Raw genomic sequence first — 22,862 nt, 5'->3', positions numbered from 1 at the left:
CATGTCGCGCGATGATTAGCGATACTAACAGCCCAGTAGCGCCACAAGGCAAGGGTTGACAGCGCCAGATCGTTAATGTCTGATGTTTTAGGTTGTAAGCTACGTCACTGGGGAGTGTCAATGGACGCCACACCCGTCGCACCGCCGACCCGCGCGGCCGACGCCCGACTCGACCGGATCCCGGTCGTCACCCGCTCGCACCGCATCTGGGTGGCGCTGCTGGGAATCTTCTTCACCTTCGACCTGGTCGACCTGAACACGTTCGCCTACGTCGCGCCCGCCCTGCGCAGCGAATGGGGGCTGTCGATCACCGCCGTCGGCGCCGTGACCTCGGTGTCGTTCCTCGGCATGTTCCTCGGCGGGCTGCTCGGCGGCCGCCTCGCCGACCGATTCGGCCGGCGGCCGACCATCCTGGGCTCCGCGGTGTTCTACTCGACCTTCTCGCTGCTCTCGGCGGTGTCGGTGAACGTCGAGATGCTCGCCGTCACCCGGGTGCTGACCGGCTTCGGCCTGCAGGCCATGACCGGCGTGCTGCTGGTGTACGTCACCGAGATGTTCCCGAGGGAACAACGCGGCCGTTACCAATCGCTCACGCTCGCACTGGGATTGCTCGGGGTGCCGATCGCGGCGGCGGTGTCGCGGCTGCTGGTGCCGATCGGGCCCGGCACGTGGCGGTGGGTGTTCGTGATCGGCGCGGGCGGCATCGTCGGGGTGATCCTGTCGGTGCGACTGCTCCCGGAGTCGATCCGCTGGCAGGTCGCCCAGGGGCGTGCCGAGGAGGCCGAACCGGTGCTGGCGAAGCTGGAGTCCGAGGCCCGCGGGATCCTGGGCCGCGACCTGCCGGAACCGGGCCCGGCCGTGGAGACCGCGGAGTCCGGGAACATCCGCGAACTCCTGCGGCCGCCCTACCTCCAGCGGCTGACCGTCGCGTCCGCGGTGATGATCTGCCTCATTCTGGGGTTCTACGGGTTCAGCTCGTGGATCCCGACGCTGCTGGTCGAGGACGGCTACACGCAGACCGAGAGCCTGAACTACTCGCTGGTGCTGGCCATCGGCGCGGTGCCGGGCGCGCTGCTGGCCTGGCCGCTGGTGGACAGGTTCGAGCGTAAGACCCTCATCCTCGGGATCAGCCTGGTCGTCACCGTGTTGCTGCTGGCGTTCGGCATCTCGTCGGGGGCCGTGCTGGTCATGGTGATCGGCTTCCTGATCAACATGCTGATGCAGATGCTCGTGGCGGTGCTCTACACCTATCTACCGGAGGTCTTCCCGACCCGGCTGCGCGGGCTGGGCGCGGGATGCGCCAACAGCGTCGGGCGGCTGTCCGGTGCGGCGGGCGCGTTCATCGTGGGCGGGGTGTACTCGGGTCTGGGATACACCGCGGTCTTCCTCTATCTGGCCCTGGTCATCCTGCTGCTCGGCACGCTGCTGGCGCTGTTCGGCGAGCGCACGACCCGGCGCCGGCTCGAGGATGTCGGCTCGGCGCCCGAACCCGCGTAGGTGGCCGGGAGCCCCGCCCCGGTCCTCCAGAGGAGCGGCCGGGGCGCGGTGATCACCGACAGGCCGCGCTCACCGAAGGCGGCGAAAATCAGCCTCGCACACGGTAGTTCCGCACCACCACGGCCAGGCAGGCGATCGCCACGAGCGCGCCCGCACCGAGCATCCACGGATAACCGGCTCCCACGGCCTGGTGCAGGAAGGCCAGCAGTGCGGGCAGGCCGAAACCGATGTAGCTGACCGAGTAGAAGACCGCGGTCAGACCGGCGAGATCGCCGGGCTCGGCGAGGCGCTCGATCTCCTGTAGCCCGGCGACCAGGCCCATGCCGTTGCCGGCACCGAGAATCAGCGCGGCGACCAGCGCCACCCACAGCGTCAGCGTGGCCGCGGCGACCGCGGCGACGACCATGCCCGCCGATACCAGGATCAGTGCCACGATCGACGTGCGCGCGGTGCCGGGGCGATCGATCCGGCGGGCCATCGACTGCAGGGCGAATCCGGTGCCCAGGGTGAGCACGGTGAGCAGCGCCGAGAACGCGATCGGCGCCCCGCGCACCTGGTCGGCCAGCAGCGTCGGCAGCACCGCGTAGGACGTCCCGACCGACGCGAACACCCAGACCGCGACCGGCAGCGCGACGCCGCGGAACCGGCGATGCCCCGACACCGGAACCTTCAGATCATCGATGAGGCGGCCCGGATTCTCCTGCGGCGCCAGCGTTTCCGGGGCGCGAGCCACCCAGGCCGTCCCGGCGAGACACAACGCGAGATTGACCAGATAGGCGAGCGAGTTCGGCCACGGCGCCCACTGTGCCAGCGCCCCGGCGATTCCGGCGCCGAGCGCGAACCCCGCCGTGAGGCTCATGGCGGAACGGCGGGCGCCGGTGCCGACGGCTGCCGCCGAATACGGTTGCTGCGACAGCTCTTTCACCCAGCTGCCGCCCACGGCCATGGCCAGCCCCAGCGCGACCCCGCTGAGCACCCGCCCCACCGACAGCACCGCCACCGACTCCGCACCGGCCGCCAGCAACAGCGATCCGGCACCGGCGATCAGCGGCGCCGGGCACATCAACCGGCGGCGCCCGTAGCGATCCGACAGCGGCCCGCCGATCAGCAGCGCGGGCACGATGCCCAGCACGTAGTCGAACAGCAGCACGTCCACGGTGGTGACCGACAGGCCGTGGTTCTTGTACATCACCAGCAGCGGCGTGAATTCGTTTCCGCCCCAGGCGATCGCGAACATCGCCGCGGCGACGCCCCACCAGGCCCGCGGCGCCGTCCCCGCCGCCGGCGACAGTTCGGGAGCCGTCGCCGTACTCGCCACCGAAGCCTGCGCTCCGACGACACCTCGCATGTCGGTCACAGTCCCTTCAGCTCCAATTGGTGCACCCCCGACAAGTGTTCGACCAGCAGCGCCGCGAACCCCTCGGCATCACCGGCCTCGATACGGTCGGCCAGGCGGCCGTGCTGTTCGACGATCTGCTCGGCGCCGCGGGCATGACGGCGCACCGCGGCGCTGTTCATCCGCCGCTGCCGTTCGCGCAGCGAATCGTAGAAACCGATCAGCAGCGGATTGCCCGCGGCGACCACGAGCGTGCGGTGGAACTCGGTATCCATCGCGGCGAACTGTTCGAGGTCCCCCGCCGCCGCGAACTCGCGCTGCCGTTCGATCGCTTCTCGCAGCGCCTCGGCGACACCGGCCCGATCCGCCGCCGCCAGCCCCCGCGCCGCCGCCGTCTCCACGACGTAGCGCGCGTGCACCACATGTTCGGCCTCCCCCGCCGGCACCGGCACCACCAGCGCACCCCGCTTGGGATACAGCTTCATCCACCCCTCGGTCTCCAGCCGCAGGAACGCCTCCCGCACCGGGGTCCGCGACGTCCCGAGATCCGTCGCGATCTCCCCCTCGCTGATCAGCTCCCCGCCGGGCAGCGCCCCGGCCAGAATGCGCTCCTTGACCTCCCGGTACGCCCGCTCGGCCGATGAATACGTCTTAGACACAAGATGCACACTAGCTGTCGGCACAGCACGCCGACTCACCGACCCCTTACCGGGGCTAACGAATTCCGGGGTGCCTGCCGGTCACCGCGGCGCAAAAGCGCGCAAGAAGGTATCCACTCCGGCGGAGACCGTCTCGTCGACGATCGAATCCGACAGCGGAAGGGTGCCCGAGCCCGACAACATCGCCAGCCGGTCGGTGACCAGGGCGACAAACTGACTCGCCGCACGAGTCGGATCCGGCAACCGGAGGTGGCCGTTGTTGGCCACCAGCGCCAGCCGCCCGGCCAACATGTCCAGAACCTCGCCGGAGCCGCCCAGCTGAACCTCTTCGTACAACTCCGGGAACCGGGCGATCTCGGCGTCCAGCAGGCGCCGCATCAGCCACACCCGCTCGCTGCGCATGCATCTGACCAGCTCGTACCCCATCCGGAGCAGTTCGGCCCGCAGATCCTCCGGATCGGCCGGCAGCGACCGCGCCGCCCGCAGCGGACTCGCGTGGAACTCCTGCGCCGCGTCGAGTATCGACGCGCGAAACAGATTCTCCTTGCCGCCGAGGTGGTTGTAGATCGTCCGCTTGGCCACGCCCGCGCGCGCGGCGATCTCGTCGACGGTGGCCGCCGGGTATCCGACCTCACCGAACACCTCGAGCGCGGAATCGAGGATGGCCCGACGCTTGTCCAGCCTGCCGCGCGGTGTGACCGGGATCTCTGTGGCAGCCATATTGCCAGGGTACCAGCATGGACATTACCTTGCACTTATCAGTGCAATTATAGAATCCTGATCGGATACTTAATTATGACGACAAGGTCAGAACGCCTGGACCCCGCGCTCCGCAAACTCCTGGTCACGATGACCCTCGGGGCATTCCTCGCCCTGCTCGATACGACGATCACCGGTGTCGGGGTCGAGACCCTGGTGCACGAGTTCGGTACGACGCTCGCGGCCATGCAGTGGGTGACCACCGCATATCTGCTGGCCGTCTCGATGGCCGCGCCCCTGACGGGCTGGGCTATCGACCGGTTCGGCGCCCGGCGCATGTGGCTGATCGGGCTGTCGCTGTTCGTCGCCGGCTCCGTGGCCTCCGGGTGTGCCTGGGACGTGCCGAGCCTGATCGCGACGCGACTGCTGACCGGCTTCGGCGGCGGCATGCTCGAACCCATCATGCTGGCGACCCTCGCCGGCGCGGCCGGGCAGCACCGCGTCGGCCGGGTGCTCGGCCTGGCCTCGATCCCGCTGACGGCCGGGCCGGTGATCGGTCCCGTCGTCGGCGGGCTGCTGCTGCAGGTCCTGCCGTGGCAGGCGATATTCCTGATCAAGGTGCCGGTCGGTGTGCTGGCAATCGTGCTCGCACTACGGGTCATGGCCGCCGACAAGCCGGTCTCCGGCAGCGCGGCCCAGCGCCTCGACGTACTCGGAGTCGCCCTGGTCCCGCCGGGTTTCGCCGCCATCATGTTCGCGCTGACCCAAGCGGCCGGCGGCTTCTCCACACCGGTTCTCCTCGCCGGAGTCATCGGCGTCGCCTTGTTCGCCGGATACGCCGTGCACGCGTTGCGCACCCGGCACGAACCGCTGATCGACCTGCGGTTGTTCGGCAGCGGCGGGTTCGCCGCGAGCGTGTCGGTGTTGTTCCTGGTCGGCGCGGTGATGTTCGGGACGATCTTCCTGCTGCCGCTGTATTTCCAGCAGATCGGCGGGCACGGCGTCATGGCGGCCGGATTGCTGTTGGCGCCCTTCGGAATCGGCGCCATGATCGGGCAACCGCTGTCGGGGCGGCTGTCCGACCTGATCGGCGCGCGGCCCCTCGTAGCCGGCGGCGGCGCGCTGCTGGTTCCCGGATTCTTGTCCTATGCGCTGGATGGCAACGGAATCCTCACTGTCGCAGGACTTGTCGCCGTCGGATTCGGACTCGGCGTCGTCGCTTCGGCCACGATGGGATCGGTGTATCGCACCGTCGCACCCACCGCGACCTCGCGGGCGACGGCGGTGTTGTTCATCGTGCACCAGATCGGCGGCGCGCTGGGAATCACGCTGCTCACCCTGATCCTGCAGAACGCCGCGGACACCGGGCCGGGGGATGCGACGTTCCGCGTGACGTTCTGGTGGCTGGTCGCCGCCGGGCCGGTGATCTGCGCCGCGGCGACAATTCTGCCGGGACGGACCACACCGGCAGCCCAGCCGGTTCCCGCGGCCTCCGAAGCCGCATGACATTCCGTGCCGGACGACGGTCTCAGCCGGAGCCCGGCCGGATGACGACCCCGGTCGCGCGGCGACTCCGATCGGACGGGCCCGTGCCGGAATCGGTTGTTCCGGAGGTACTTCTAGGGGCGGACAGGCCGTATCTCCTGGCCGTCGGGCTGCCCGGGCTCGTGCTCGGCATCGGCAGCGCCGCCGCGTTCACCCCGATCACCGTGGCCGCGACCAGCGGGGTCCCCGACGCCGAGCAGGGCACGGCCGCCGGACTTCTCAACACCACACGTCAGCTCAGCGGCGCGATCGGCCTGGCGGCACTGAGCACGGTGGCGGCCACCGTGACCGGCCGCTCCGGCGGACCGGACGATCCGGCTGCGCTGTCGCACGGGTATGCCGTGGCGCTCGCCGTCGCGGCGGCCTGCCTGGTCGTCGCCGCGTTGCTCGCCGCGGTCGTCATGCCGCGAGATGCCTGAAGCCCCGGAAAAGACCGGGCCACAACCGATGTAGGCACTATCCGAGCGGGCCGTCGTGGCCTTGCGCTTCAGTCGCCCGTGGTGCCCGGCTCGGGTATCTCCTCGGGACGATAGTTCGGCAGCCGGGTCGCGGGAACGATGGCGGTGGCGCTGATTCCGGCAAGAATCAGCAGGCCGAACTTGAGCGTGTCCAGCCGGACCTGTTCGTTCACGGCCACCGCGGCCTCCACCTCGGCCGGCGACGCGCCGATCCGGTGCAGGGTTTCGCGCAGCTGGTCGTTGCCGACGAAGTTGACATTGTCCAAATTCACCCGGGCGACAAGCGATTCCGGCAGTTCCGTGTGATCGGCCAGGGCCCTGCCCACCCCGAGGCCGAGAATGGTCACCAGCAGCGCACCCGCGACGGCCGTGCCGACGGCCGATGCCAGGTTCTGCGTGGTTCCGCGGACCGATCCGACATCGCCCGCAAGGCTTTTCGGCACGGCCGTCACCAGGACGTTGAAGACGAGGGTGACCAGTGCGCCCTGGCCGATGCCGAAGACGATCAGCCCGGCGATGGTCGGCAACGTCTCCCAGTTGTTGGTGACGACGTAGGCCAGCCACACCAGGGCGACGGTCGTGAGCACGAAGGCGAATACCCCGATCGCCTTGGGGCTGAAGCGTGTATAGAAGCGGACGACGAGGGTCGCGGTGAGGAACACCGTCAGGTTGAACGGCATCATCGCCAGGGAGGTGTCGAAAGGCGTTCGCCCCTGCACGATCTGGATGTAGAGCGGGACGGTGAAGTTCAGCGCCGCCTCGAGCGCCACCACGACGAACATCGCGTAGACCGCGGCCCGTTCACTGGAGCGGCCCAGCACCGACAGATCCACCAGCGGCACCTGCCCGGCCCTCGTGCGGCGGCGGGTCCAGAAGAAGAACGCCTGTCCGAGAACGACTCCGGCGACGATCAGCACCGGCGCGGGCGAGACGCCGAGCACGTCGAAGGGCGCGGACTCGTCGGCGAAGAAGACGCCCCAGGCGTTGAGGTTGTTGAATCCGAGCGTCAGCACCACGATGGCGGCGCCGATCAGCACCGCACCCACCAGATCGATCGTGATTGCCGCATCGCCGCGATCGGAGCGCAGGGTGAAACTGAAGACGAATACGAGTACCGCGATGCCGATGACGATCGCGAACACCGGGCGCCAGCCGACGAGGGTGCCGAGCGCGCCGCCGATCAGGAACGCGCTGACACCCGACAGGGCACGCGCCGAGCCGAGCGATCCGATGGCCGTCGCCTGCTGGCCGCCGTGATAGTTCTCGGCGATCAGCGCGACCAGGGACGGAACGATGATGGCCGCCGACGCCCCGGCCACGGCCTGTGCCGCGATGGCCCACGCGATCGACGGCGACAGCACCATCATCACGGCCGACACGCCGAAGGTGGCGATCACCACCCGGAAGGTCAGCACCCAGCCGATCCGCTGCCCGAGCTTGGCGCCCACCATGACCAGGGCGGCGACGGCGAGTCCGTAGACCACGATGGTCGAACTCACCACCGTGGGCGCGGAATCGAAGTCGTCGACCATGCCGCCCAGCGAAACCGGCAGTGCGGCAACGTTGAACGACATCAGCACCTGCGCGAGGAACAATCCCGCCATCGGCAGCCAGGATCTGCGCTCGTCCGGCGGTGCGCCGGTGGTCGGCACGGTGGTCATGCGGTACCGCTCCTCTGCGTCGTCGGGGGAACAGTCGGCGGGTGGACCTCGGAAGCGAAGACGTTCAGGCCGAGCGTGCGCGACAGATAGGCGACGGCCCGCTGGCCGCGCACGCTGTTGCCGGCGGAATCCAGTGGCGGCGAGAAGGTTCCGATCGCGCCCTTGCCGGGCGCGACGGCGACGATGCCGCCGGACACCCCCGATTTCGCGGGCAGTCCGATCTCGAACAGCCATTCGCCGGAGCGTTCGTACATCCCGGTCGCCGCCAGCACCGACAGCGTGTCCCGGCACACCGCGGGAGTGACGACCCGCTCGCCGGTCACCGGGTTGACGCCGCCGTCCGCGAGCGTGGCCCCCATGACGGCGATATCGCGGGCGCTGACCCGCAGCGCGCACTGCCTGGTGTAGACGTCGACGACTCGCAGCGGGTCGATATCGATCCGCCCGTAACTTTCCAGCAATTGCGCGAGGGCGCGGTTGCGATGATTGGTGGCACTCTCCGAGCGGAAGACGGTGGTGTCGATGTCGAGCGGCCGCCCGGCGAATCGGGACAGACCCGATCGAATCCGTTCCCACCGCTCGTCCGGGGAGGCGGCGGGCATCAGCGCGGTCGTCGCCAGCGCTCCCGCGTTGACCATCGGATTCATCGGGTGGCCGTCGTTGAGTTCCATCGCGATCACCGAGTCGAACGGCAGACCGGTGTTGTCGACGCCCACCCGATCGCGGACCACGTCGTGCCCAAGTTGGTCGCAGACCAGCGCGTACACGAATGCCTTCGAGATGGATTGGATCGTGAACTCGACATCGGCCGCGCCCGCGGCGTGCATATCACCGGCCACCTCCGCGACGACGACGCCGAACAATCCGGGGTCGGCCTCGGCGAGCACGGGAATGTAGTCGGCGACGGCTCCGGCACCGTGTCCGCGATACCGCCCGTAGGCCGCCGCGACGAGTGCTTCGACGCGATCCCACGCGGGGAGACGCCCCGTCGACACGGCCTGCCGGACCCCCGCCACATCGGTCTCCACTCGCCCCTCCCGGCTCCGCAGTCGGCACCTACGACTTCCCGGCAAACGCTAGGTTATGAAGGATGCCGATCCCGGTATTCCGGCGGCGTTTCTCGCCGCGGCTCAGCCGAGTGACCCGTTCGGGCCGTGTCAGCCCGCGGCCCCGGGATCGTCGGACAAGCCGAGGCGGAGATGTTCGCTGTGGTAGACCGCCTCGTCCAGGAGTTGGGCGACGTGGTTGTCGTAGAGGCTGTAGACGATGCTGCGGCCGGTGCGGGCACCGACGACCAGGCCGAGGTTGCGCAGCAGGCGGAGCTGGTGGGATACCGCGGACTGTTCCATGCCGACCGCCTCCGCCAGCGCGCTGACCGGCTGCGGCCCCTGGCGCAGTTCGGTGAGGATCAGCAGCCGGCTCGGCGTCGCCAGCGCCTGCAGGGTCGTCGCGACGTGCGTGGCGGCATCGACATCCAGCCGCGCCGCGGCACGGCTGCGGCCCTCGACTCCGTGTCCCATACCGGCGCATTCTACCGGGGGCTTAATACATGAAGACGTCTTCATTTATTCTGATATTGTCGCGGAGGTCCGATCGTCGTCACCGTTACGGAGGTGCCTCGTGGTCGCGCCGACCCGCACACCGCCCCGCCCGGCACCCGCCTTGCCGAGGCAGCGCACCAAGCTGTTCGCCCTGCCGGAAATGCGGTGGGCCGCACTGTCGTCCGGGCTGTTCCTGCTCGGGCTGACGGCTCAGCTCGCCGGCGGTCCGGCATGGCTGTGGTGGATGCTCTACCTGGCCTGCTACGCCGCGGGCGGATGGGCGCCCGGCCTGGCGGGGTTGCGGGCGCTGCGGGAGAAGACCCTGGATGTCGACCTGCTGATGGTGGCGGCCGCGATCGGGGCGGCGGCGATCGGGCAGATCACCGACGGCGCCCTGCTGATCGTCATCTTCGCCACCTCCGGCGCGCTCGAGGCGTTCGCCACCGCGCGCACCGAGGATTCCGTGCGCGGTCTGCTGCACCTGGCACCCGACACCGCCACCCGCACCACCGCCGACGGCGCCGAACAGACCGTCCCGGTCAGCGATCTGGAGCCCGGGGACGTGCTGGTGGTCCGGCCCGGCGAGCGGATCCCCGCCGACGGCACCGTGCTGTCCGGGGGCAGCGAGGTCGACCAGGCCACCATCACCGGCGAACCGCTGCCGGTGGACAAGGGCGAGGGCGACGAGGTGTTCGCCGGGACGTCGAACGGCACCGGCGCGCTGTGGGTCCGGGTCGACCGGCGCGCGGAGGATTCGGTCGTCGCACGGATCGCGGCGCTGGTGGAGCAGGCCGGGCGGACCAAGGCCCGCACCCAGTTGTTCATCGAGAAGGTCGAACAGCGCTACTCGATCGGCATGGTCGCGGTCACCGTCGCCGTGTTCACCGTGCCGCTGCTGCTCGGTGACTCGCTGCAACGAGCGCTGTTGCGGGCCATGACCTTCATGATCGTCGCCTCGCCGTGCGCGGTGGTGCTGGCCACGATGCCGCCGCTGCTGGCGGCGATCGCCAACGCCGGGCGGCACGGCGTGCTCGTCAAGTCGGCGGTCGTCATGGAACGGCTGGGCGCCACCACCCGGATCGCCTTCGACAAGACCGGCACGCTGACCAGCGGCAGTCCCGAACTCGTCGAAATCCGTTGCCTCGATGAGGGTCTCACCGACGACGAGCTGCTGCGGCAGGCCGCCGCGGCCGAATATCCCAGCGAACATCCCCTGGCCGCGGCGATCGTGCGCGCCGCCCGCAACCGCGGTCCGGCCCTGCCCGCCACCGAGGAATTCACCGCGCATCCGGGCCGGGGTGTGACCGCACGGGTCGGCGGCCGGTCCTTCGGTGTCGGTTCTCCGGCCGCGATGCTCGGGTCCGTGGACCGGGGATCCGAAAGTATCAGCACCGCAGACGATTCCGTCGCCACGGCGATCACCGCCGTCGCCGCGGCGCAGGAGCGCGGGTACACCGCCGTCGTGGTCACCTGCGAAGGCCGCCCGGCCGGGGTGCTGGCCCTCGCCGACCGGCTGCGCCCCGAGGCCCCCGCCGCCGTCGCGGCCGCGCGGCAGCTGACAGGTGCCGATCCGGTTCTGTTGACCGGCGACAACCGGACCACCGCGGAGCGAGTCGCCGATCGGGTCGGGATCACGGACGTGCGTGCCGGGCTGCTGCCCGGCGACAAGGTCGCCGCGGTCCGTCGGCTACAGGCCGACGGGCACCGGATCGCGGTCGTCGGCGACGGCATCAACGACGCTCCCGCGCTGGCCGCCGCCGATGTCGGGATCGCGATGGGCGGCGCGGGGTCCGACCTCGCCCTGCACACCGCCGACGCCATCGTCGTCCGCGACGACCTCACCGCCGTCGCCGCCGTCGTCGACCTGTCCCGGCGGGCACGCCGCATCGTGGTCGCCAATCTCGCCCTCGCCGCCACGTGCATCGGCGTCCTCGTGCTGTGGGACCTGATCGGCGCCCTGCCGCTCCCGCTCGGCGTCGCCGGGCACGAGGGTTCCACGATCCTCGTGGGGCTCAACGGACTTCGGCTCCTGCACCGGTCGGCCTGGAGCGGTAGCGACCGCCTCGGCTGAGCCCGCCGGCCACCGATATCCGGCCAGGCAATCGGGCCGGATGGTGCGCCACCCGAGGCCGGGTCGAGCATTCGAGCGCGCGGGATCAGGCTCGGGATGATGATCACTTGCGTTGTCGAGTACGTGATCGATCCCGCGAAGATCGAGACCTTCGAACGATTCGGGCGTCGGTGGATCGAGTTGGTCGATCGGCACGGAGGCACCCACCGCGGCTATTTCCTGTCGGCGGAGGGCGCCTCGGCGTCGACCCCGGCTTCATCGAGGCCGATCGCATCAGGGACGAAAGCGGCTGCGTCCTCCGCTACGAGCAATCCTTCATGCGGCCCGCTGCTTCCATAGACGGCCACGGTGGCCGCGAGCCGGTACCTGGTGGGTGTCACCTCATGTGCACCAGAGACCGGTGCGGAACGCTCGTGTGCCGGTCGGGACGGCGAGCGGATCCAGGAGACCGACCACCGCCGAGCACACCGACCGCAATGAGCCACACCGAGCCGTGGGCGAGAAACGCCGGGCCTCCGACCGCGCACCAAGGCGATGTCGAAGATCAGGTTCGTCACTCACGCCCCGATCGGCAAGGTCACCAGAATCGGGTGGAACGGTGTCTGTACGGCCCGGCAAACATGGCGTTGACCGGACCGACCCCCTCGGATACCGGCGATGTGGAAAAGTCGAGGACAGTCAGGATCGTGTGTCGCGCGCGAAGTGTTCGGAGGTCATGAGTTCGGATGCCAAGGAATCGACGCATGTGGACCCGGGGGCTCGGCCACGAGCACGCCGGGACCACGCAGCAAGTTCCGGACCACGACGGTTGCCCGAACCACGGAGCGAGCTACCGGGATGACGGCCGGCATCGCCGGAACGTCGCAACACGCGACACTGGAATCACACAGAGGGCTGCCGGAATGACGCAGAGGTGGCCGGAATGACGCAGAGGGTTGCCGTGCGGCCCGTCGGGCTGAGCGATCTCGCGGCGGGAGTCGCCGAACTCGCCGTCGACGCCGAGGGCGCTCCGCCGAATGCGCCGGTCGTGGTCGATCTGGGCCGGGACGAATGGGCGCAGGCGCAGGCGGCCGTGGATGCCCTGCGGCGGCGCTCGGTCGTGGTCGTCGGATTCAGCGATACGCCCCTGCCGCCCGCGGCCGAACCGGTGCTGGAGGCGCTGACCTGCACGGTCGCACCGGATGGGCCGGGCCGGGCCTGGACGCCCGGCAGCACCGCCGACCTGGAAGCCATCGCGGGCACGGTGGCCGGCGCTCCGCGTGCCGCGCTCACCCTGGTGAGCCTGCTCGAGGTCACCTCCCGGGCGAACGTCGCGGACGGGCTGGTCGCGGAGTCCCTGGCCTATTCGATGCTGCTGGCCGGACCGGAGTTCGCCGCCTGGCGCGCCCGCACACCCGGGCGCCCGGTGCCCGACAGCACGGATCCGGTGCTGCTGGACCGCGCCGGCGACGTGCTGACCGTGACGCTGAACCGTCCCGAGCGGCACAACGCGTTCGGCCGCGCGGTCCGCGACGGGCTGCTGACGGGACTGGCCGTCGCCGAGCACGACGACTCGATCCGCGAGGTGGTACTGCGCGGCAACGGCCGATCCTTCTGCAGCGGAGGCGATCTCGACGAATTCGGCACCGCGACCGATGTGCCCGCGGCGCATCTCGTGCGGCTGCGCTACAGCGCGGGCCACACCGTGCACCGGCTGGCCCCGCGCGTGCGGGCCGTCCTGCACGGGGCCTGCATCGGCGCGGGTATCGAGGTGCCGGCGTTCGCCGGCCGGGTCGAGGCGGCCGACGACGCCTGGTTCCAATTGCCCGAGCTGTCCATGGGACTGGTGCCGGGCGCCGGGGGCACGGTCGGCATCACCCATCGCATCGGCCGTTGGCGCACAGCGTATCTCGCGCTGACCGGGCAACCGGTCGATATCGGCACCGCGCTGGCCTGGGGGCTGGTCGATGGCCGAGCATGAACCGTCACCAACGCGGGCATGGGGCAGCTTTCAACGCGCCGGTCGGTGTCGATACCGCGCTGATCCGGGGGCGAGTCGATGACCGGGCATGAACCGTCCCCGCTGCGGGCCTGGGCGGCCTCCGGGGCGATGGCGCTCACCGGCCGCCCCTACGGGCCGCCCCGCGCCGCGCCCGGACGCGCCGCCGCGCGAGTATCGGCCGCGCTGAGCCGTTTCGGCGAGTTGTCCAGTTCCAGAACCGGACTGCGGCCGTCTCTTCCCGGAGTCGAGGTGCTCGGGGAACGGGCCGCCGTCGCCGGACTGACGCGCCGTGGTCCCCGCTCCTGCGGCGGCGCGTTCCGCACGCTGCGTACCCGGGACGGCTGGCTGGGTCTGTCCCTCCCCCGCGCCGACGATCTCGATCTGATTCCCGCGCTCACCGAACGGGAGCCGCGCGACGCGGATCCCTGGGACGTCGTGACCGGTTGGGCCCGGACGACCGAAACAGCCTTCGCCGCCGAACGAATCGCCCTGCTCGGCCTCGCCGGGTCGGCGGTCCCCGCCGATGGGCTGAATTCCCGTGCGGGAGTGGAGATCACCGAATCAGGTACCCGGCGGCACAAGCGCGAGCAGCCGGTCGTCCTCGATCTGACCGCCCTGTGGGCCGGGCCGCTGTGCGCGCACCTGCTCGCCACCAGCGGCGCGCGGGTGATCAAGGTCGAGAGCCGGTCCCGCCCGGACGGGGCGCGCTTCGGCCCGCCGCCGTTCTTCGACCTTCTGCACGCCGGACATGCCATGGTGGCCTTGGACCTGCACGACGACCGCGACCTCGACGCGCTGCGGGCGCTGATCGCCGGCGCCGATCTGGTGCTGGAATCCTCGCGGGCCCGCGCGCTCCGCCAGCTCGGCATCGACGCCGATGCCTGCGTCGCGGCCGGAACCTCCTGGCTGTCGCTCACCGCGCGCGGACGCGCCAGCAACGCCATCGGATTCGGCGACGACATCGCGGCCGCCGCCGGCCTCGTCGTCCCCGACGGCGACGATCTGCTGCCGTGCGGCGACGCCCTGGCAGACCCGCTCACCGGGGTCTGCGCGGCGGAGGCCGCCGCCGAGGCGCTGCTCGCCGACCGCGCTCGCCTCGTCGACGTGTCGATGCTGCACCTGACCGCCGAAATCGCCTTGGGCACACCGGAAGAGCACGTCGTCCGGCGGACGGACGACGGCTGGTGGATCGAATCCGCCGACGGCCGCTTCCCGGTGTCGCCCCCGACCGCGCGGCCGCCGTCGGGCCGTGCGGGCACCCTCGGCGCGGACAACACCGAGCTGCTCGGAGCACAGCGTTCCTCGGAGCACGACGATGAGTGAACGCGATCCCCGCACCGGTCACGGCGCATCCACAGGCCGGCGGACGGTTTTCGGCACACCCTCGGGACGGGGACCGGACATCGAGCCGTGCGCTGCCCTCACCCCCACAGCGGTCGACGACCGGGGCACGACCGCACGACCCGGCCTGCGCGACCGACGCACACATCTGCCGACATTGCAGGCGGTGCGCTGCGATTCCGTTTCAGCGAACCCGGCAGCTTCAGCGAACCCGGCAGCGGCGAGGCAGCATCGGACAACTGCCCGGCGAGGTGAGCTGGGAAGCAACCCGTTCCGCACCTCCGGCATCGGCGGTGCGCGAACCGATCTCCGCATCGCCCGCAGCCCAACCGACGGCATCGGCTTGCCCGGCACCTGCGCCACAGCGAACGACGAACGAGGCCGGGCCACGCTTGCCGAGGACGGCCACGGCATCCATCCGCCATCGGCCGCACCGGGAAAGATCGCACGCGATCCGGTCGCGGCGAACCCGACCGGCACAGGGCGCGAAGCCCTCCGGCTACAGCACGGTGGGGTGCGCCCGTGAGCATCCTGTTTCACAATGTCGAGATACGCGGTGCGCGAGCCGATCTGCGTGTCGTCGGCGACCGGATCGCCGAGATCGGCACCGGGCTCCCCCTCGGCTCCCCAGCCGATGCCGTCCGCACCGAATCCGGCAACGGACCGACGCGAACCCCCGACACCGTGGTGGACGGCCGGGGCGGCGCCCTGCTGCCCGGGCTGCACGACCACCACATCCACCTGCTCGCCCTGGCCGCGGCGCTGCGATCGGTCGACTGCGGTCCCTCCGCCGTGGCGAATGCAGCCGACCTGCGCCGCGTACTCGCCGCACGGCCGGGTCGCGGATGGCTGCGCGGCACCGGGTATCACGAGTCCGTGGCGGGCGATCTCGACCGCGATGTGCTGGACCGCCTGCTTCCGGATCGGCCCGTACGGATACAGCACCGCAGCGGCGCCTTGTGGATGCTCAACTCGCTTGCGCTGGAACAGATATCATCAGTACTCGACGATTCCGCCGACGTCGGGCGCGATGCCACGGGCAGGCCCACCGGGCGGCTGTGGCGGTACGACGCACGGCTGCGTGCGGCACTGCCCGACGATCCCCCGGATCTCGCCGAGGTGGGCGCGCTGCTGACCCGGTACGGCCTCACCGGAGTCACCGACGCGACGCCTGATCTCGACGATTCGGCGATCGCCGTACTCGCCGAGGCGCGGCGCGAAGACGTTCTGCCGCAACACATCACCTTGCTCGGCGCGCCCACGGAAAAGACCCTCGCTACGAACATGACCACCGGCCCGCGCAAACTGCTGCTGCGCGATCACGATCTGCCGCCCTACGACCGGCTCGCCGCCACGATCGCGGACACCCATCGTTCGGGCCGCCCGGTCGCGGTGCACTGCGTCACCCGCGAATCGCTCCTGCTGACGCTCGCCGCACTCGACGACGTCGGCAGCATCGAGGGCGACCGCATCGAACACGCGGGTGTCGTTCCCGGCGATGTGGCAGAACAGATTTCACGCCTGGGCGCGGCCGTCGTGACCCAACCGGGCTTCCTGTCCGACCGCGGCGACACCTACCGCCGCGAGGTCGACCCCGACGATCTGCCCCACCTCTACCCGCACGCCCGCCTGCTGCGCGCCGGTGTGCCGGTCGCCCTGTCCAGCGACGCACCCTACGGTCCGGTCGACCCCTGGACGGTCATGCGCTCGGCGGTCGAACGCTCCACCCGCACCGGCACCGTGCTCGGCCCGGAGGAACGCGTCGACCCCGCCGTCGCCCTGGCCGGCTACCTGGGTTCACCCGACCGTCCGGGCGGCCCTCCCCGGCGACTCACCCCCGGCGCGTCCGCGGATCTCTGCCTGCTCCATGTCCCCCTGGCGGAAGCTCTGGAGAGCCTCGACAGCAACGTCGTCCGGACGGTCGTGATCGGCGGCCGGACAGTGGCCGAGGAACGCCACGGCCGCTGACGGCACGTCCGTGAGCACCCGGCCGTGTACACGAATCCGGTTGCCACACCGCCATATTCGGTGATTCCCAGCACGTGACATATCGATGCGCCGTTGCTACAGTCCGGCCGTGGCAGATGATTATGTCCGATCCGTGACCTGGGATAAACAGGCCAACGCCGCTTACCTCACGTTCCGGCGCGATCCGGACCACCCTCGTCGGGTCGCCTACACACTTCCGGTCCACGACGCCGAGGGATCCGCCGTCGTGGCCGCCCTCGACTTCGCGACCGACGGATCGCTCATGGGCATCGAACTGCTCGACGCCGAAACCCAACTCGGCACCGCGATGAAGGAGCAGGCCGGAACCGACGGCTGAGCCGACCGGACGTGCCCGTGGAATACTCGTGCGGACAGTGGTTTCGACGAGGGGGCCGGGGTGGGGCATATCCGCAGGCAGCGTTGCGTTGGAGGGCGACAACCAGCCACACGAACTCGATCACCGATAACGCGCGGTGTCGCCGCGATGCTCGCGGCGACCGCGGTTCTCGCGCTGACGGGCGCCTGCCGGAGCGACGGCGGCTGGCATCCCGATGCCCAGTTCGCGCCGTCGCTGCGACCGGCATTCGGCGCCCGGGTCACCGACGGGCAGTTGCGGATCTGGACCGGCTCCCCGTGCCGCGACGTCACCCGGCTGGCCCTCGCCTTCGGACCCGAACGCGCCGAGTGGGTCCTGACCGCGCCCACCGAGCACCCGGCGACGGCCGAGCATCTCACGCTCGGGCAGACAGGTCCGGGATTCGCGGTCGCCACACCGCTACCGGCCGGATTCGACTGGCGCACAGCGCAATGGGTGCGCATCTCCGTCTACGGACCGGAGGCGTGGGGATCGTACGCGACCATCGCCGACGTCATCGACGGCTCCGCCCGGCATCCGGACGACACCTACCTGTTCCAGGACGTCGGCTGGCTCGACACCGCCGGAGTCGCCACCGGCAACGGCAAGACCTTCCTCACCACCTGCACCCCCGACCCGGCTCGCAGATAACCCCGCGATACGGCCGGCAATCGGCTCACCGCGCCCGGCGATTCCGCTCGGCCTGCTCCTCGATGGCCCAGCGGGCCCACTCCCGGGTGGCGCGGTAGGTGTGGATGCCGAACTGGGCGGCGTACGCGCCCGCCGGTAGCTCGCCACCCTCGGCGGCGAGGAAATCGTAGGTTTCGGTGAGTTCCCCGAGCATCTCCGTGGCGCGTTCCTCGACGGCCCGCAGCGCTCGGAGCGCATCGTCCGGGTCGAGACCGCCGATCAGAAACATCCACAGCAGCAACGGATTTCGCACCGTGCCCTCGTCGGGTCCGCGCAGCAGCCACTCGCGCAGCTCGGCCCGGCCCGGCTCGGTCACCCCGTAGACCCGCTTGCCGCGGGCGCCCTCCTCGACGACCTCGATCAATCCCTCGTCGGTCAGTTTGCGCAGCTCCGGGTAGATCTGGCTGTGCTTGGCGCTCCAGGCGTGCCGGCCGATGCCCTGCGCGAAACGCTGGGTCAGCTCGTATCCGGTCGCGGGTTGGTCGCGCAGCAGCCCGAGGAGTGCGTAACGAATCGACATGCCCGAATCGTACCAGTCGACATTGACATGTCAGTTTCGACATGTCATCTTCTACCTATGACACGCACCGCGCCCACCTTCACCACCGCCCACCTGGCGCCGGTCCCGGACGAGACGGAGGCCTACGACCTCGACGTCACCGGGACGCTCCCGGCCGAGCTGGACGGGCGTTACCTCCGCAACGGGCCGAATCCGCTCCCCGGCGAAGCCCCCGGCCATCTCTTCACCGGCCACGGGATGCTGCACGGCATCCGGCTGCGCGGCGGGCGGGCCGAGTGGTATCGCAATCGCTGGGTGCGCACGAAAAAGTTGTCGTGCGAACCGCCGAACCGGGGCGACCGCGCGGTGCATTCGGCGAACACCCACATCATCGAGCACGGCGGACATCTGCTCGCGCTGTGCGAGGCCGGCTTTCCGTACGAGGTGACCGGCGGGCTGGACACCGTCGGCCCGTACGATTTCGCCGGCCGGCTCACCACGGCGATGACCGCGCACCCGAAGACCGACCCGGTCACCGGGGAGCTGCTGTTCTACGGCTACTCCACGACCGAGCCGTACGTGGCCTTCCACATCGCCGATGCCGCAGGCACTCTCGTGCACAGCGAGCCGATCGAGGTGCCGGGTCCGACGATGATGCACGACTTCGCGATCACCGAGAACTACGTGCTGTGGCTCGATCTTCCGGCGGTGTTCGATCCGGGCCGCGCGGGTATGCCGTTCGGCTGGGACGACGACTACGGTGCGCGGATCGGCGTGCTGCCGCGCTCCGGCGGGACCGTCCGGTGGTTCGAGATCGATCCCTGCTACGTGTTCCACGTCGGGAACGCCCGCGAGGAGGGCGGTTCGATCGTGCTGGACGCGGTGCGCTACAGCCCGCCCGCCTTCCTCGCGGCATGGCACGGCGACGACCGGCCCGCCGCCGAGGCGCGGCACGCACCCACGGCCGAGCGCGGAGCGCTGCACCGGTGGACCCTCGACCCGGTCGCCGGTACCGTGCGCGAACAACGACTCGACGACCGCACCGTCGAATTCCCCACCGTCGCCGACGAATTCGTCGGCCGGCCGAACCGGTTCCTCTACGCGATGGGCGGGCCGGGCCTGGTCAAATACGATTCGAACAGCGGCGCGGCGGCCGAGTACGTCGCCGGGCCGGACGACCGTCTCGGCGAGGCCGTGTTCGTCCCGGCCGCGGGGGCCACCGCCGAGGACGACGGCTGGCTGCTGACCATCAGCACGCCGGGCGACGGCTCCGCATCCCGGCTGCTCGTCCTCGACGCCACCGACCTGCACGAAACTGCCGCGGTGCGACTGCCGCGGCGAGTCCCCGCCGGATTCCACGGCTCCTGGATCGAGGAGGAGAAATGACCACGACCCCACCGCAGTCCACGACGGCGCCACGATCCGCGACACCCCGGATGTTCACCATCCTGTGGGGCATCTTCCTCGACGCGGGACTGGCGATCGTCACCTATTTCGGGCTGCGCACGGCCGGATTCGAGCCGTACTGGGCACTGCTCGGCGGTGCGGTCGTCGCCGGTCTGCGGCTCGTCTACGGACTGGTGCGGGCGCGGAAGATCGAGGGCTTCGCGGGGTTCATGTGCGTCGGATTCCTGATCGGCACGGTACTGGCGCTGGTCACCGGTAGCGATCGGTTCCTGCTGCTCAAGGATTCCGCCACCACGGCCCTCATCGGATTGTTCTTCCTCGGTAGCTGTTTCGTCGGCAAGCCGTTCATCTTCCACGCCGCCAAGCGGTTTCGCGCCGCGGGCAGCACGGAGCACGAGGAGTGGGACCGGAAATGGCACGAACTGCCCGGCTTCCGCAGGACGTTCCGCATGCTGACGGCGGTATGGGCGGTCGCCTTCGTCGTCGAGGCGATGGTGCGGGTGCCGCTGATCTTCCTGTTGCCGATCGACGCCGCCGCGGCGGCCTCCGCGGCGCTCATGCCCATCATGCTCGTCGGGCTGCTGACCTGGACGCTGCGCCGCGGCAGGCAAGCCGAGCAGCGCCTGGCAGCCACCTGATCCCTGCCGCCCGACCTCCGCCGAGGGTGTCCGTGCCGACGGTACGGGCACCCTTTTCGCTTGTCGCCCACCGCATCCGGCAGCCGGAGTCGACGCGGGGGTGCCGGGGCCATCCACACGTCCCCCGACGGCGCCTCGCCGGGCCGCACGCCTGGGATCAGGCAGGCTCCACGCGGAACAGGGCGATTCGATCCGCTGCCGCCGCAACGCCGTCCGGGGTCGGCGAGTCCGACAGCCCGGTGGTGACGAAGCGGTTGCCGACGCTCGCGGGACTCATCGCGACCAGCTCGCGCAACAGCGGTCGGCGCTCATCCACGGGAACCTCGATCAGGCGCGCGGTCGCCGCCTTCCGCCCGCGGGTCAGCGTCACCGTGTCCGCCGCCCGCGCGTTCGCCACCCACGCCGCCTTCGGAAACGCCTGGACGATGTAGCGGCGGCCGTCCAATTCGTTCACGGCTATCGGGAAGGTGAGCAACCGCCCGGTGCGGCGCCCGTGCACCGTGAGCATCTGCATCGGCCCGAACACGATGCCGATCCGCTGCAACCCGGCGATGACCTTGTTGATGGTGTTGACCCTGCGACGGTAACTGTCTGCGCTCATATCCACAGTCTAATTCATAAAATATGGTTTGGATATAACATGTTGCCCGTATTACTTCCGGGCCGCATCACCTCGCGGACGGTGCGCCCGCCTCGGTGGGTCGTTGGAACATCCCGGATACGGGCGCCCGTACACTACGGAAGTCGTACAAACTGATTCGGAAGCGACACTGTATGAGTTCGGTAGCACAGCGGGCGACGGGACGGAATCGGCGCAGGCTGACCGTCGCCGTCAAGGATGCCTTGCGCGAGTTGAACATTCAGCTGTCGCTGCTCAACCGGCGCTCCGGCGGCCGCGTCGAACTCAAGGACATCGACCTCACCTGCCTGGACCTCATCAATCGCCACGGCCCGCTGACCCCCACCGCACTGGCACGCCGGACCGGGCTGCACCCGGCCACCATGACGGGAATCCTGGACCGGCTACAGAAGGGCGGCTGGATCGTCCGAGAACGCGACTCCGAGGCGACCGACCGGCGCGCGGTCACCCTGCGGGCGGTCCGGGAACGCAATGCCGAACTCTACCAAGTGTTTTCCGGCATGAACACCCGCATGGACGAACTGTGCGGGCACTACACCGCCGCCGAACTCGAGATCATCGCCGACTTCCTCCGCAGAACCTGCGCGGCCGGGCGGCAATCGACGGAGGAACTCGGCGGCGGCTGAGCAGCGCCCGCATCGAGGGCTCACCCGTCCGGCTGGGCGGTGGCCTCGATGATCGACAGCGCGTTGAATGTGGCGGTCGGGAGTATGCGGGTGAGTTCCAGCCCGGCGGCGGCGAGCAGCGTCTCGTAGTGCTCCCGGGCGCGCTCACGCCCGGCCGTTACGGTCATGATGAGCAGATCGACCGTCCACGCGTAGTGCGGTGTATTCGGTTCGGGCGTCAGGGTTTCGGCAATCAGCAGCCGGGCGTGGGCGGGCATCGCCCGGCGGCAGCATCGCAGGATGCGAACGCATTCGTCGTCGTTCCAGTCGTGCAGGACGTGTTTGAGGAGGTACAGGTCGCCGCCCGCCGGGACTGCTTCGAAGAAGTCGCCGGCCACGGTCGTCCACCGGCCGGCCAGGTCCGGGGTGCCCAGCACGTGACCGTCGAGGGCCTGCGGCTGATCGAACAGGATACCCGTCGGATGTGTGTTGTGCCGCAGGAGCATGCGCAGCAGGCCGCCGCGGCCGCCGCCGACATCGACGATGCTGTGGACACCGGACAGATCGTAGGTGTCGGCGATGGCCGCGTCCTCCGGGCCGGACAGAGCGGCCATGCCGGTGTCGAACGCCCTGCCGACGGCCGGGTTCGCGGCGAAGTACTCCCACAGCGACATCCCGAAGGTGTCGTCGAATACCGTGCTGCCGCGGCGCACGGCGTCGGCGAGCCGGCCGGCCGGTTGCCAGAACATCGGCTCGGTCAGGAAGATCGCCGCGTCGCGCAGCGATCGTGGGGCCGTCGTGACCAGTGGCGCGGCGGCCGGTGTGAGGTGGAATCGGCCGCGGCCGTCCTCGTAGAAGATGCCCGCGCCGGCCAGAAGCCGCAGTGTCCGTTGCAGATTCGCCTCGTCGACCTCGGCCACCTGCGCCAGCTCCGCGGCGGTCCGCGGCCGTTCTGCGAGGTGATCGGCAATGCCGACCCGCGCGATGGCGCCGACCGCGGCGCTGCCGAGATACGCCAGCAGCAGGGAGATCAGCGTTCGGTCGGAGGTCGGATCGGAGTCACTCACGACGATGCCCCTTTCCTCGAGACCGCGGCCATGAACTTCGCGGAACGGACCGGAATGTCGCGTGGGTCCCGCCGCAACCGGCCGCTCACCCATCCGCGTGTATTACGCCTGTATGCGCCGCGTCGTTATGGTCCGACAATACGCCCGGATCTGTTGCCGGACGGCCAAAATTGCTGGGGTACA

The 22,862-nt window shown here is 70.0% G+C and carries 21 protein-coding genes; 12 read left to right on the top strand and 9 right to left on the bottom strand.

The window, feature by feature from the left end; genetic code table 11:
• Window positions 1-120 precede the first annotated feature (120 nt).
• Entirely contained in the window at window positions 121-1,497 is a 1,377-nt protein-coding gene (locus D892_RS0123590; RefSeq protein WP_024803591.1) for an MFS transporter, read from the top strand.
• 88 nt (window positions 1,498-1,585) lie between these two features.
• Here the strand turns inward: D892_RS0123590 and D892_RS0123585 are convergent, their stop codons facing one another.
• The 3 genes from D892_RS0123585 to D892_RS0123575 all read right to left on the bottom strand — a co-directional run bounded on the left by D892_RS0123585 (window position 1,586) and on the right by D892_RS0123575 (window position 4,212).
• Window positions 1,586-2,845: an MFS transporter gene (locus D892_RS0123585; protein ID WP_084161669.1), complete on the bottom strand. Its 1,260-nt coding sequence runs from the start codon at window positions 2,843-2,845 to the stop codon at window positions 1,586-1,588.
• 5 nt (window positions 2,846-2,850) lie between these two features.
• On the bottom strand, window positions 2,851-3,492 hold the full coding sequence (locus D892_RS0123580; protein ID WP_024803589.1) for a GntR family transcriptional regulator: 642 nt from the start codon (window positions 3,490-3,492) through the stop codon (window positions 2,851-2,853).
• 81 nt (window positions 3,493-3,573) lie between these two features.
• Window positions 3,574-4,212: a TetR/AcrR family transcriptional regulator gene (locus D892_RS0123575; protein ID WP_024803588.1), complete on the bottom strand. Its 639-nt coding sequence runs from the start codon at window positions 4,210-4,212 to the stop codon at window positions 3,574-3,576.
• A gap of 75 nt (window positions 4,213-4,287) precedes the next feature.
• On the opposite strand from D892_RS0123575, the gene D892_RS42030 reads away from it, so the two are divergent.
• Complete coding sequence (locus tag D892_RS42030; RefSeq protein ID WP_036567427.1) at window positions 4,288-5,697, top strand: DHA2 family efflux MFS transporter permease subunit; 1,410 nt, start codon at window positions 4,288-4,290, stop codon at window positions 5,695-5,697.
• 83 nt (window positions 5,698-5,780) lie between these two features.
• A complete protein-coding gene (locus D892_RS0123565; RefSeq protein WP_156959653.1) occupies window positions 5,781-6,155 on the top strand; it encodes a hypothetical protein in 375 nt (124 codons plus the stop codon).
• A gap of 68 nt (window positions 6,156-6,223) precedes the next feature.
• Here the strand turns inward: D892_RS0123565 and D892_RS0123560 are convergent, their stop codons facing one another.
• The 3 genes from D892_RS0123560 to D892_RS0123550 form a co-directional block, all read right to left on the bottom strand.
• Window positions 6,224-7,855 (bottom strand): MFS transporter, encoded by a 1,632-nt coding sequence (locus tag D892_RS0123560; RefSeq protein WP_024803586.1) that lies wholly within the window; start codon window positions 7,853-7,855, stop codon window positions 6,224-6,226.
• Window positions 7,852-8,883, bottom strand: coding sequence for a glutaminase A (gene glsA, locus D892_RS0123555; protein WP_024803585.1), 1,032 nt, complete (start codon window positions 8,881-8,883; stop codon window positions 7,852-7,854). Before glsA ends, D892_RS0123560 begins: the two co-directional genes overlap by 4 nt.
• Before the next feature lie 129 nt (window positions 8,884-9,012).
• A complete protein-coding gene (locus D892_RS0123550) occupies window positions 9,013-9,375 on the bottom strand; it encodes a metalloregulator ArsR/SmtB family transcription factor (RefSeq protein WP_024803584.1) in 363 nt (120 codons plus the stop codon).
• Window positions 9,376-9,556: 181 nt separating this feature from the next.
• Between D892_RS0123550 and D892_RS0123545 the strand changes: the two genes are divergently transcribed.
• The 6 genes from D892_RS0123545 to D892_RS0123515 all read left to right on the top strand — a co-directional run bounded on the left by D892_RS0123545 (window position 9,557) and on the right by D892_RS0123515 (window position 17,784).
• On the top strand, window positions 9,557-11,467 hold the full coding sequence (locus D892_RS0123545; RefSeq protein ID WP_024803583.1) for a heavy metal translocating P-type ATPase: 1,911 nt from the start codon (window positions 9,557-9,559) through the stop codon (window positions 11,465-11,467).
• 922 nt (window positions 11,468-12,389) lie between these two features.
• Entirely contained in the window at window positions 12,390-13,427 is a 1,038-nt protein-coding gene (locus D892_RS48720; protein ID WP_024803582.1) for an enoyl-CoA hydratase/isomerase family protein, read from the top strand.
• 78 nt (window positions 13,428-13,505) lie between these two features.
• Window positions 13,506-14,771 carry a CoA transferase gene (locus tag D892_RS0123530; protein ID WP_024803581.1) on the top strand — a complete coding sequence of 422 codons (1,266 nt, stop codon included), beginning with the start codon at window positions 13,506-13,508 and terminating at the stop codon, window positions 14,769-14,771.
• 540 nt (window positions 14,772-15,311) lie between these two features.
• Complete coding sequence (locus D892_RS0123525) at window positions 15,312-16,757, top strand: amidohydrolase family protein (RefSeq protein WP_024803580.1); 1,446 nt, start codon at window positions 15,312-15,314, stop codon at window positions 16,755-16,757.
• Window positions 16,758-16,866: 109 nt separating this feature from the next.
• Window positions 16,867-17,115, top strand: a complete 249-nt coding sequence (locus D892_RS0123520; protein ID WP_024803579.1) for a DUF2283 domain-containing protein — start codon at window positions 16,867-16,869, stop codon at window positions 17,113-17,115.
• 147 nt (window positions 17,116-17,262) lie between these two features.
• Entirely contained in the window at window positions 17,263-17,784 is a 522-nt protein-coding gene (locus tag D892_RS0123515) for a hypothetical protein (protein WP_024803578.1), read from the top strand.
• A gap of 25 nt (window positions 17,785-17,809) precedes the next feature.
• On the opposite strand, the gene D892_RS0123510 is transcribed toward D892_RS0123515, so the two are convergent.
• Window positions 17,810-18,343 carry a PadR family transcriptional regulator gene (locus D892_RS0123510; protein WP_024803577.1) on the bottom strand — a complete coding sequence of 178 codons (534 nt, stop codon included), beginning with the start codon at window positions 18,341-18,343 and terminating at the stop codon, window positions 17,810-17,812.
• Between the two features lie 57 nt (window positions 18,344-18,400).
• Between D892_RS0123510 and D892_RS0123505 the strand changes: the two genes are divergently transcribed.
• Both D892_RS0123505 and D892_RS0123500 read left to right on the top strand, forming a co-directional pair.
• Entirely contained in the window at window positions 18,401-19,708 is a 1,308-nt protein-coding gene (locus tag D892_RS0123505) for a carotenoid oxygenase family protein (protein WP_024803576.1), read from the top strand.
• Window positions 19,705-20,367: a VC0807 family protein gene (locus tag D892_RS0123500; protein ID WP_198036978.1), complete on the top strand. Its 663-nt coding sequence runs from the start codon at window positions 19,705-19,707 to the stop codon at window positions 20,365-20,367. Before D892_RS0123505 ends, D892_RS0123500 begins: the two co-directional genes overlap by 4 nt.
• 157 nt (window positions 20,368-20,524) lie before the next feature.
• Here the strand turns inward: D892_RS0123500 and D892_RS0123495 are convergent, their stop codons facing one another.
• A complete protein-coding gene (locus tag D892_RS0123495) occupies window positions 20,525-20,968 on the bottom strand; it encodes a nitroreductase/quinone reductase family protein (RefSeq protein ID WP_024803574.1) in 444 nt (147 codons plus the stop codon).
• Between the two features lie 173 nt (window positions 20,969-21,141).
• Between D892_RS0123495 and D892_RS0123490 the strand changes: the two genes are divergently transcribed.
• The gene (locus D892_RS0123490) at window positions 21,142-21,633 is read left to right on the top strand and encodes a MarR family winged helix-turn-helix transcriptional regulator (protein WP_024803573.1); all 492 of its coding nucleotides are present in this window, start codon (window positions 21,142-21,144) and stop codon (window positions 21,631-21,633) included.
• 20 nt (window positions 21,634-21,653) lie between these two features.
• Here the strand turns inward: D892_RS0123490 and D892_RS0123485 are convergent, their stop codons facing one another.
• Window positions 21,654-22,679: a methyltransferase gene (locus D892_RS0123485; protein ID WP_024803572.1), complete on the bottom strand. Its 1,026-nt coding sequence runs from the start codon at window positions 22,677-22,679 to the stop codon at window positions 21,654-21,656.
• Between the last annotated feature and the right edge of the window lie 183 nt (window positions 22,680-22,862).

Origin of the sequence: Nocardia sp. BMG51109 (assembly GCF_000526215.1) — a bacterium.
Lineage (GTDB): Bacteria > Actinomycetota > Actinomycetes > Mycobacteriales > Mycobacteriaceae > Nocardia.
This window is presented reverse-complemented; position numbering and strand designations above follow the sequence as displayed.

Bases quoted from the DNA above. Each gene is read 5' to 3' on its own strand.
- D892_RS48720 (WP_024803582.1), top strand. From the start codon at position 12,390: ATGACGCAGAGGGTTGCCGTGCGGCCCGTCGGGCTGAGCGATCTCGCG.
- D892_RS0123560 (WP_024803586.1), bottom strand. From the start codon at position 7,855: ATGACCACCGTGCCGACCACCGGCGCACCGCCGGACGAGCGCAGATCC.
- D892_RS0123490 (WP_024803573.1), top strand. From the start codon at position 21,142: ATGAGTTCGGTAGCACAGCGGGCGACGGGACGGAATCGGCGCAGGCTG.
- D892_RS0123500 (WP_198036978.1), top strand. From the start codon at position 19,705: ATGACCACGACCCCACCGCAGTCCACGACGGCGCCACGATCCGCGACA.
- D892_RS0123515 (WP_024803578.1), top strand. From the start codon at position 17,263: ATGCTCGCGGCGACCGCGGTTCTCGCGCTGACGGGCGCCTGCCGGAGC.
- D892_RS42030 (WP_036567427.1), top strand. From the start codon at position 4,288: ATGACGACAAGGTCAGAACGCCTGGACCCCGCGCTCCGCAAACTCCTG.
- D892_RS0123550 (WP_024803584.1), bottom strand. From the start codon at position 9,375: ATGGGACACGGAGTCGAGGGCCGCAGCCGTGCCGCGGCGCGGCTGGAT.
- D892_RS0123585 (WP_084161669.1), bottom strand. From the start codon at position 2,845: ATGCGAGGTGTCGTCGGAGCGCAGGCTTCGGTGGCGAGTACGGCGACG.
- D892_RS0123575 (WP_024803588.1), bottom strand. From the start codon at position 4,212: ATGGCTGCCACAGAGATCCCGGTCACACCGCGCGGCAGGCTGGACAAG.
- D892_RS0123530 (WP_024803581.1), top strand. From the start codon at position 13,506: ATGACCGGGCATGAACCGTCCCCGCTGCGGGCCTGGGCGGCCTCCGGG.
- D892_RS0123510 (WP_024803577.1), bottom strand. From the start codon at position 18,343: ATGTCGATTCGTTACGCACTCCTCGGGCTGCTGCGCGACCAACCCGCG.
- D892_RS0123505 (WP_024803576.1), top strand. From the start codon at position 18,401: ATGACACGCACCGCGCCCACCTTCACCACCGCCCACCTGGCGCCGGTC.
- D892_RS0123590 (WP_024803591.1), top strand. From the start codon at position 121: ATGGACGCCACACCCGTCGCACCGCCGACCCGCGCGGCCGACGCCCGA.
- D892_RS0123495 (WP_024803574.1), bottom strand. From the start codon at position 20,968: ATGAGCGCAGACAGTTACCGTCGCAGGGTCAACACCATCAACAAGGTC.
- D892_RS0123545 (WP_024803583.1), top strand. From the start codon at position 9,557: ATGCGGTGGGCCGCACTGTCGTCCGGGCTGTTCCTGCTCGGGCTGACG.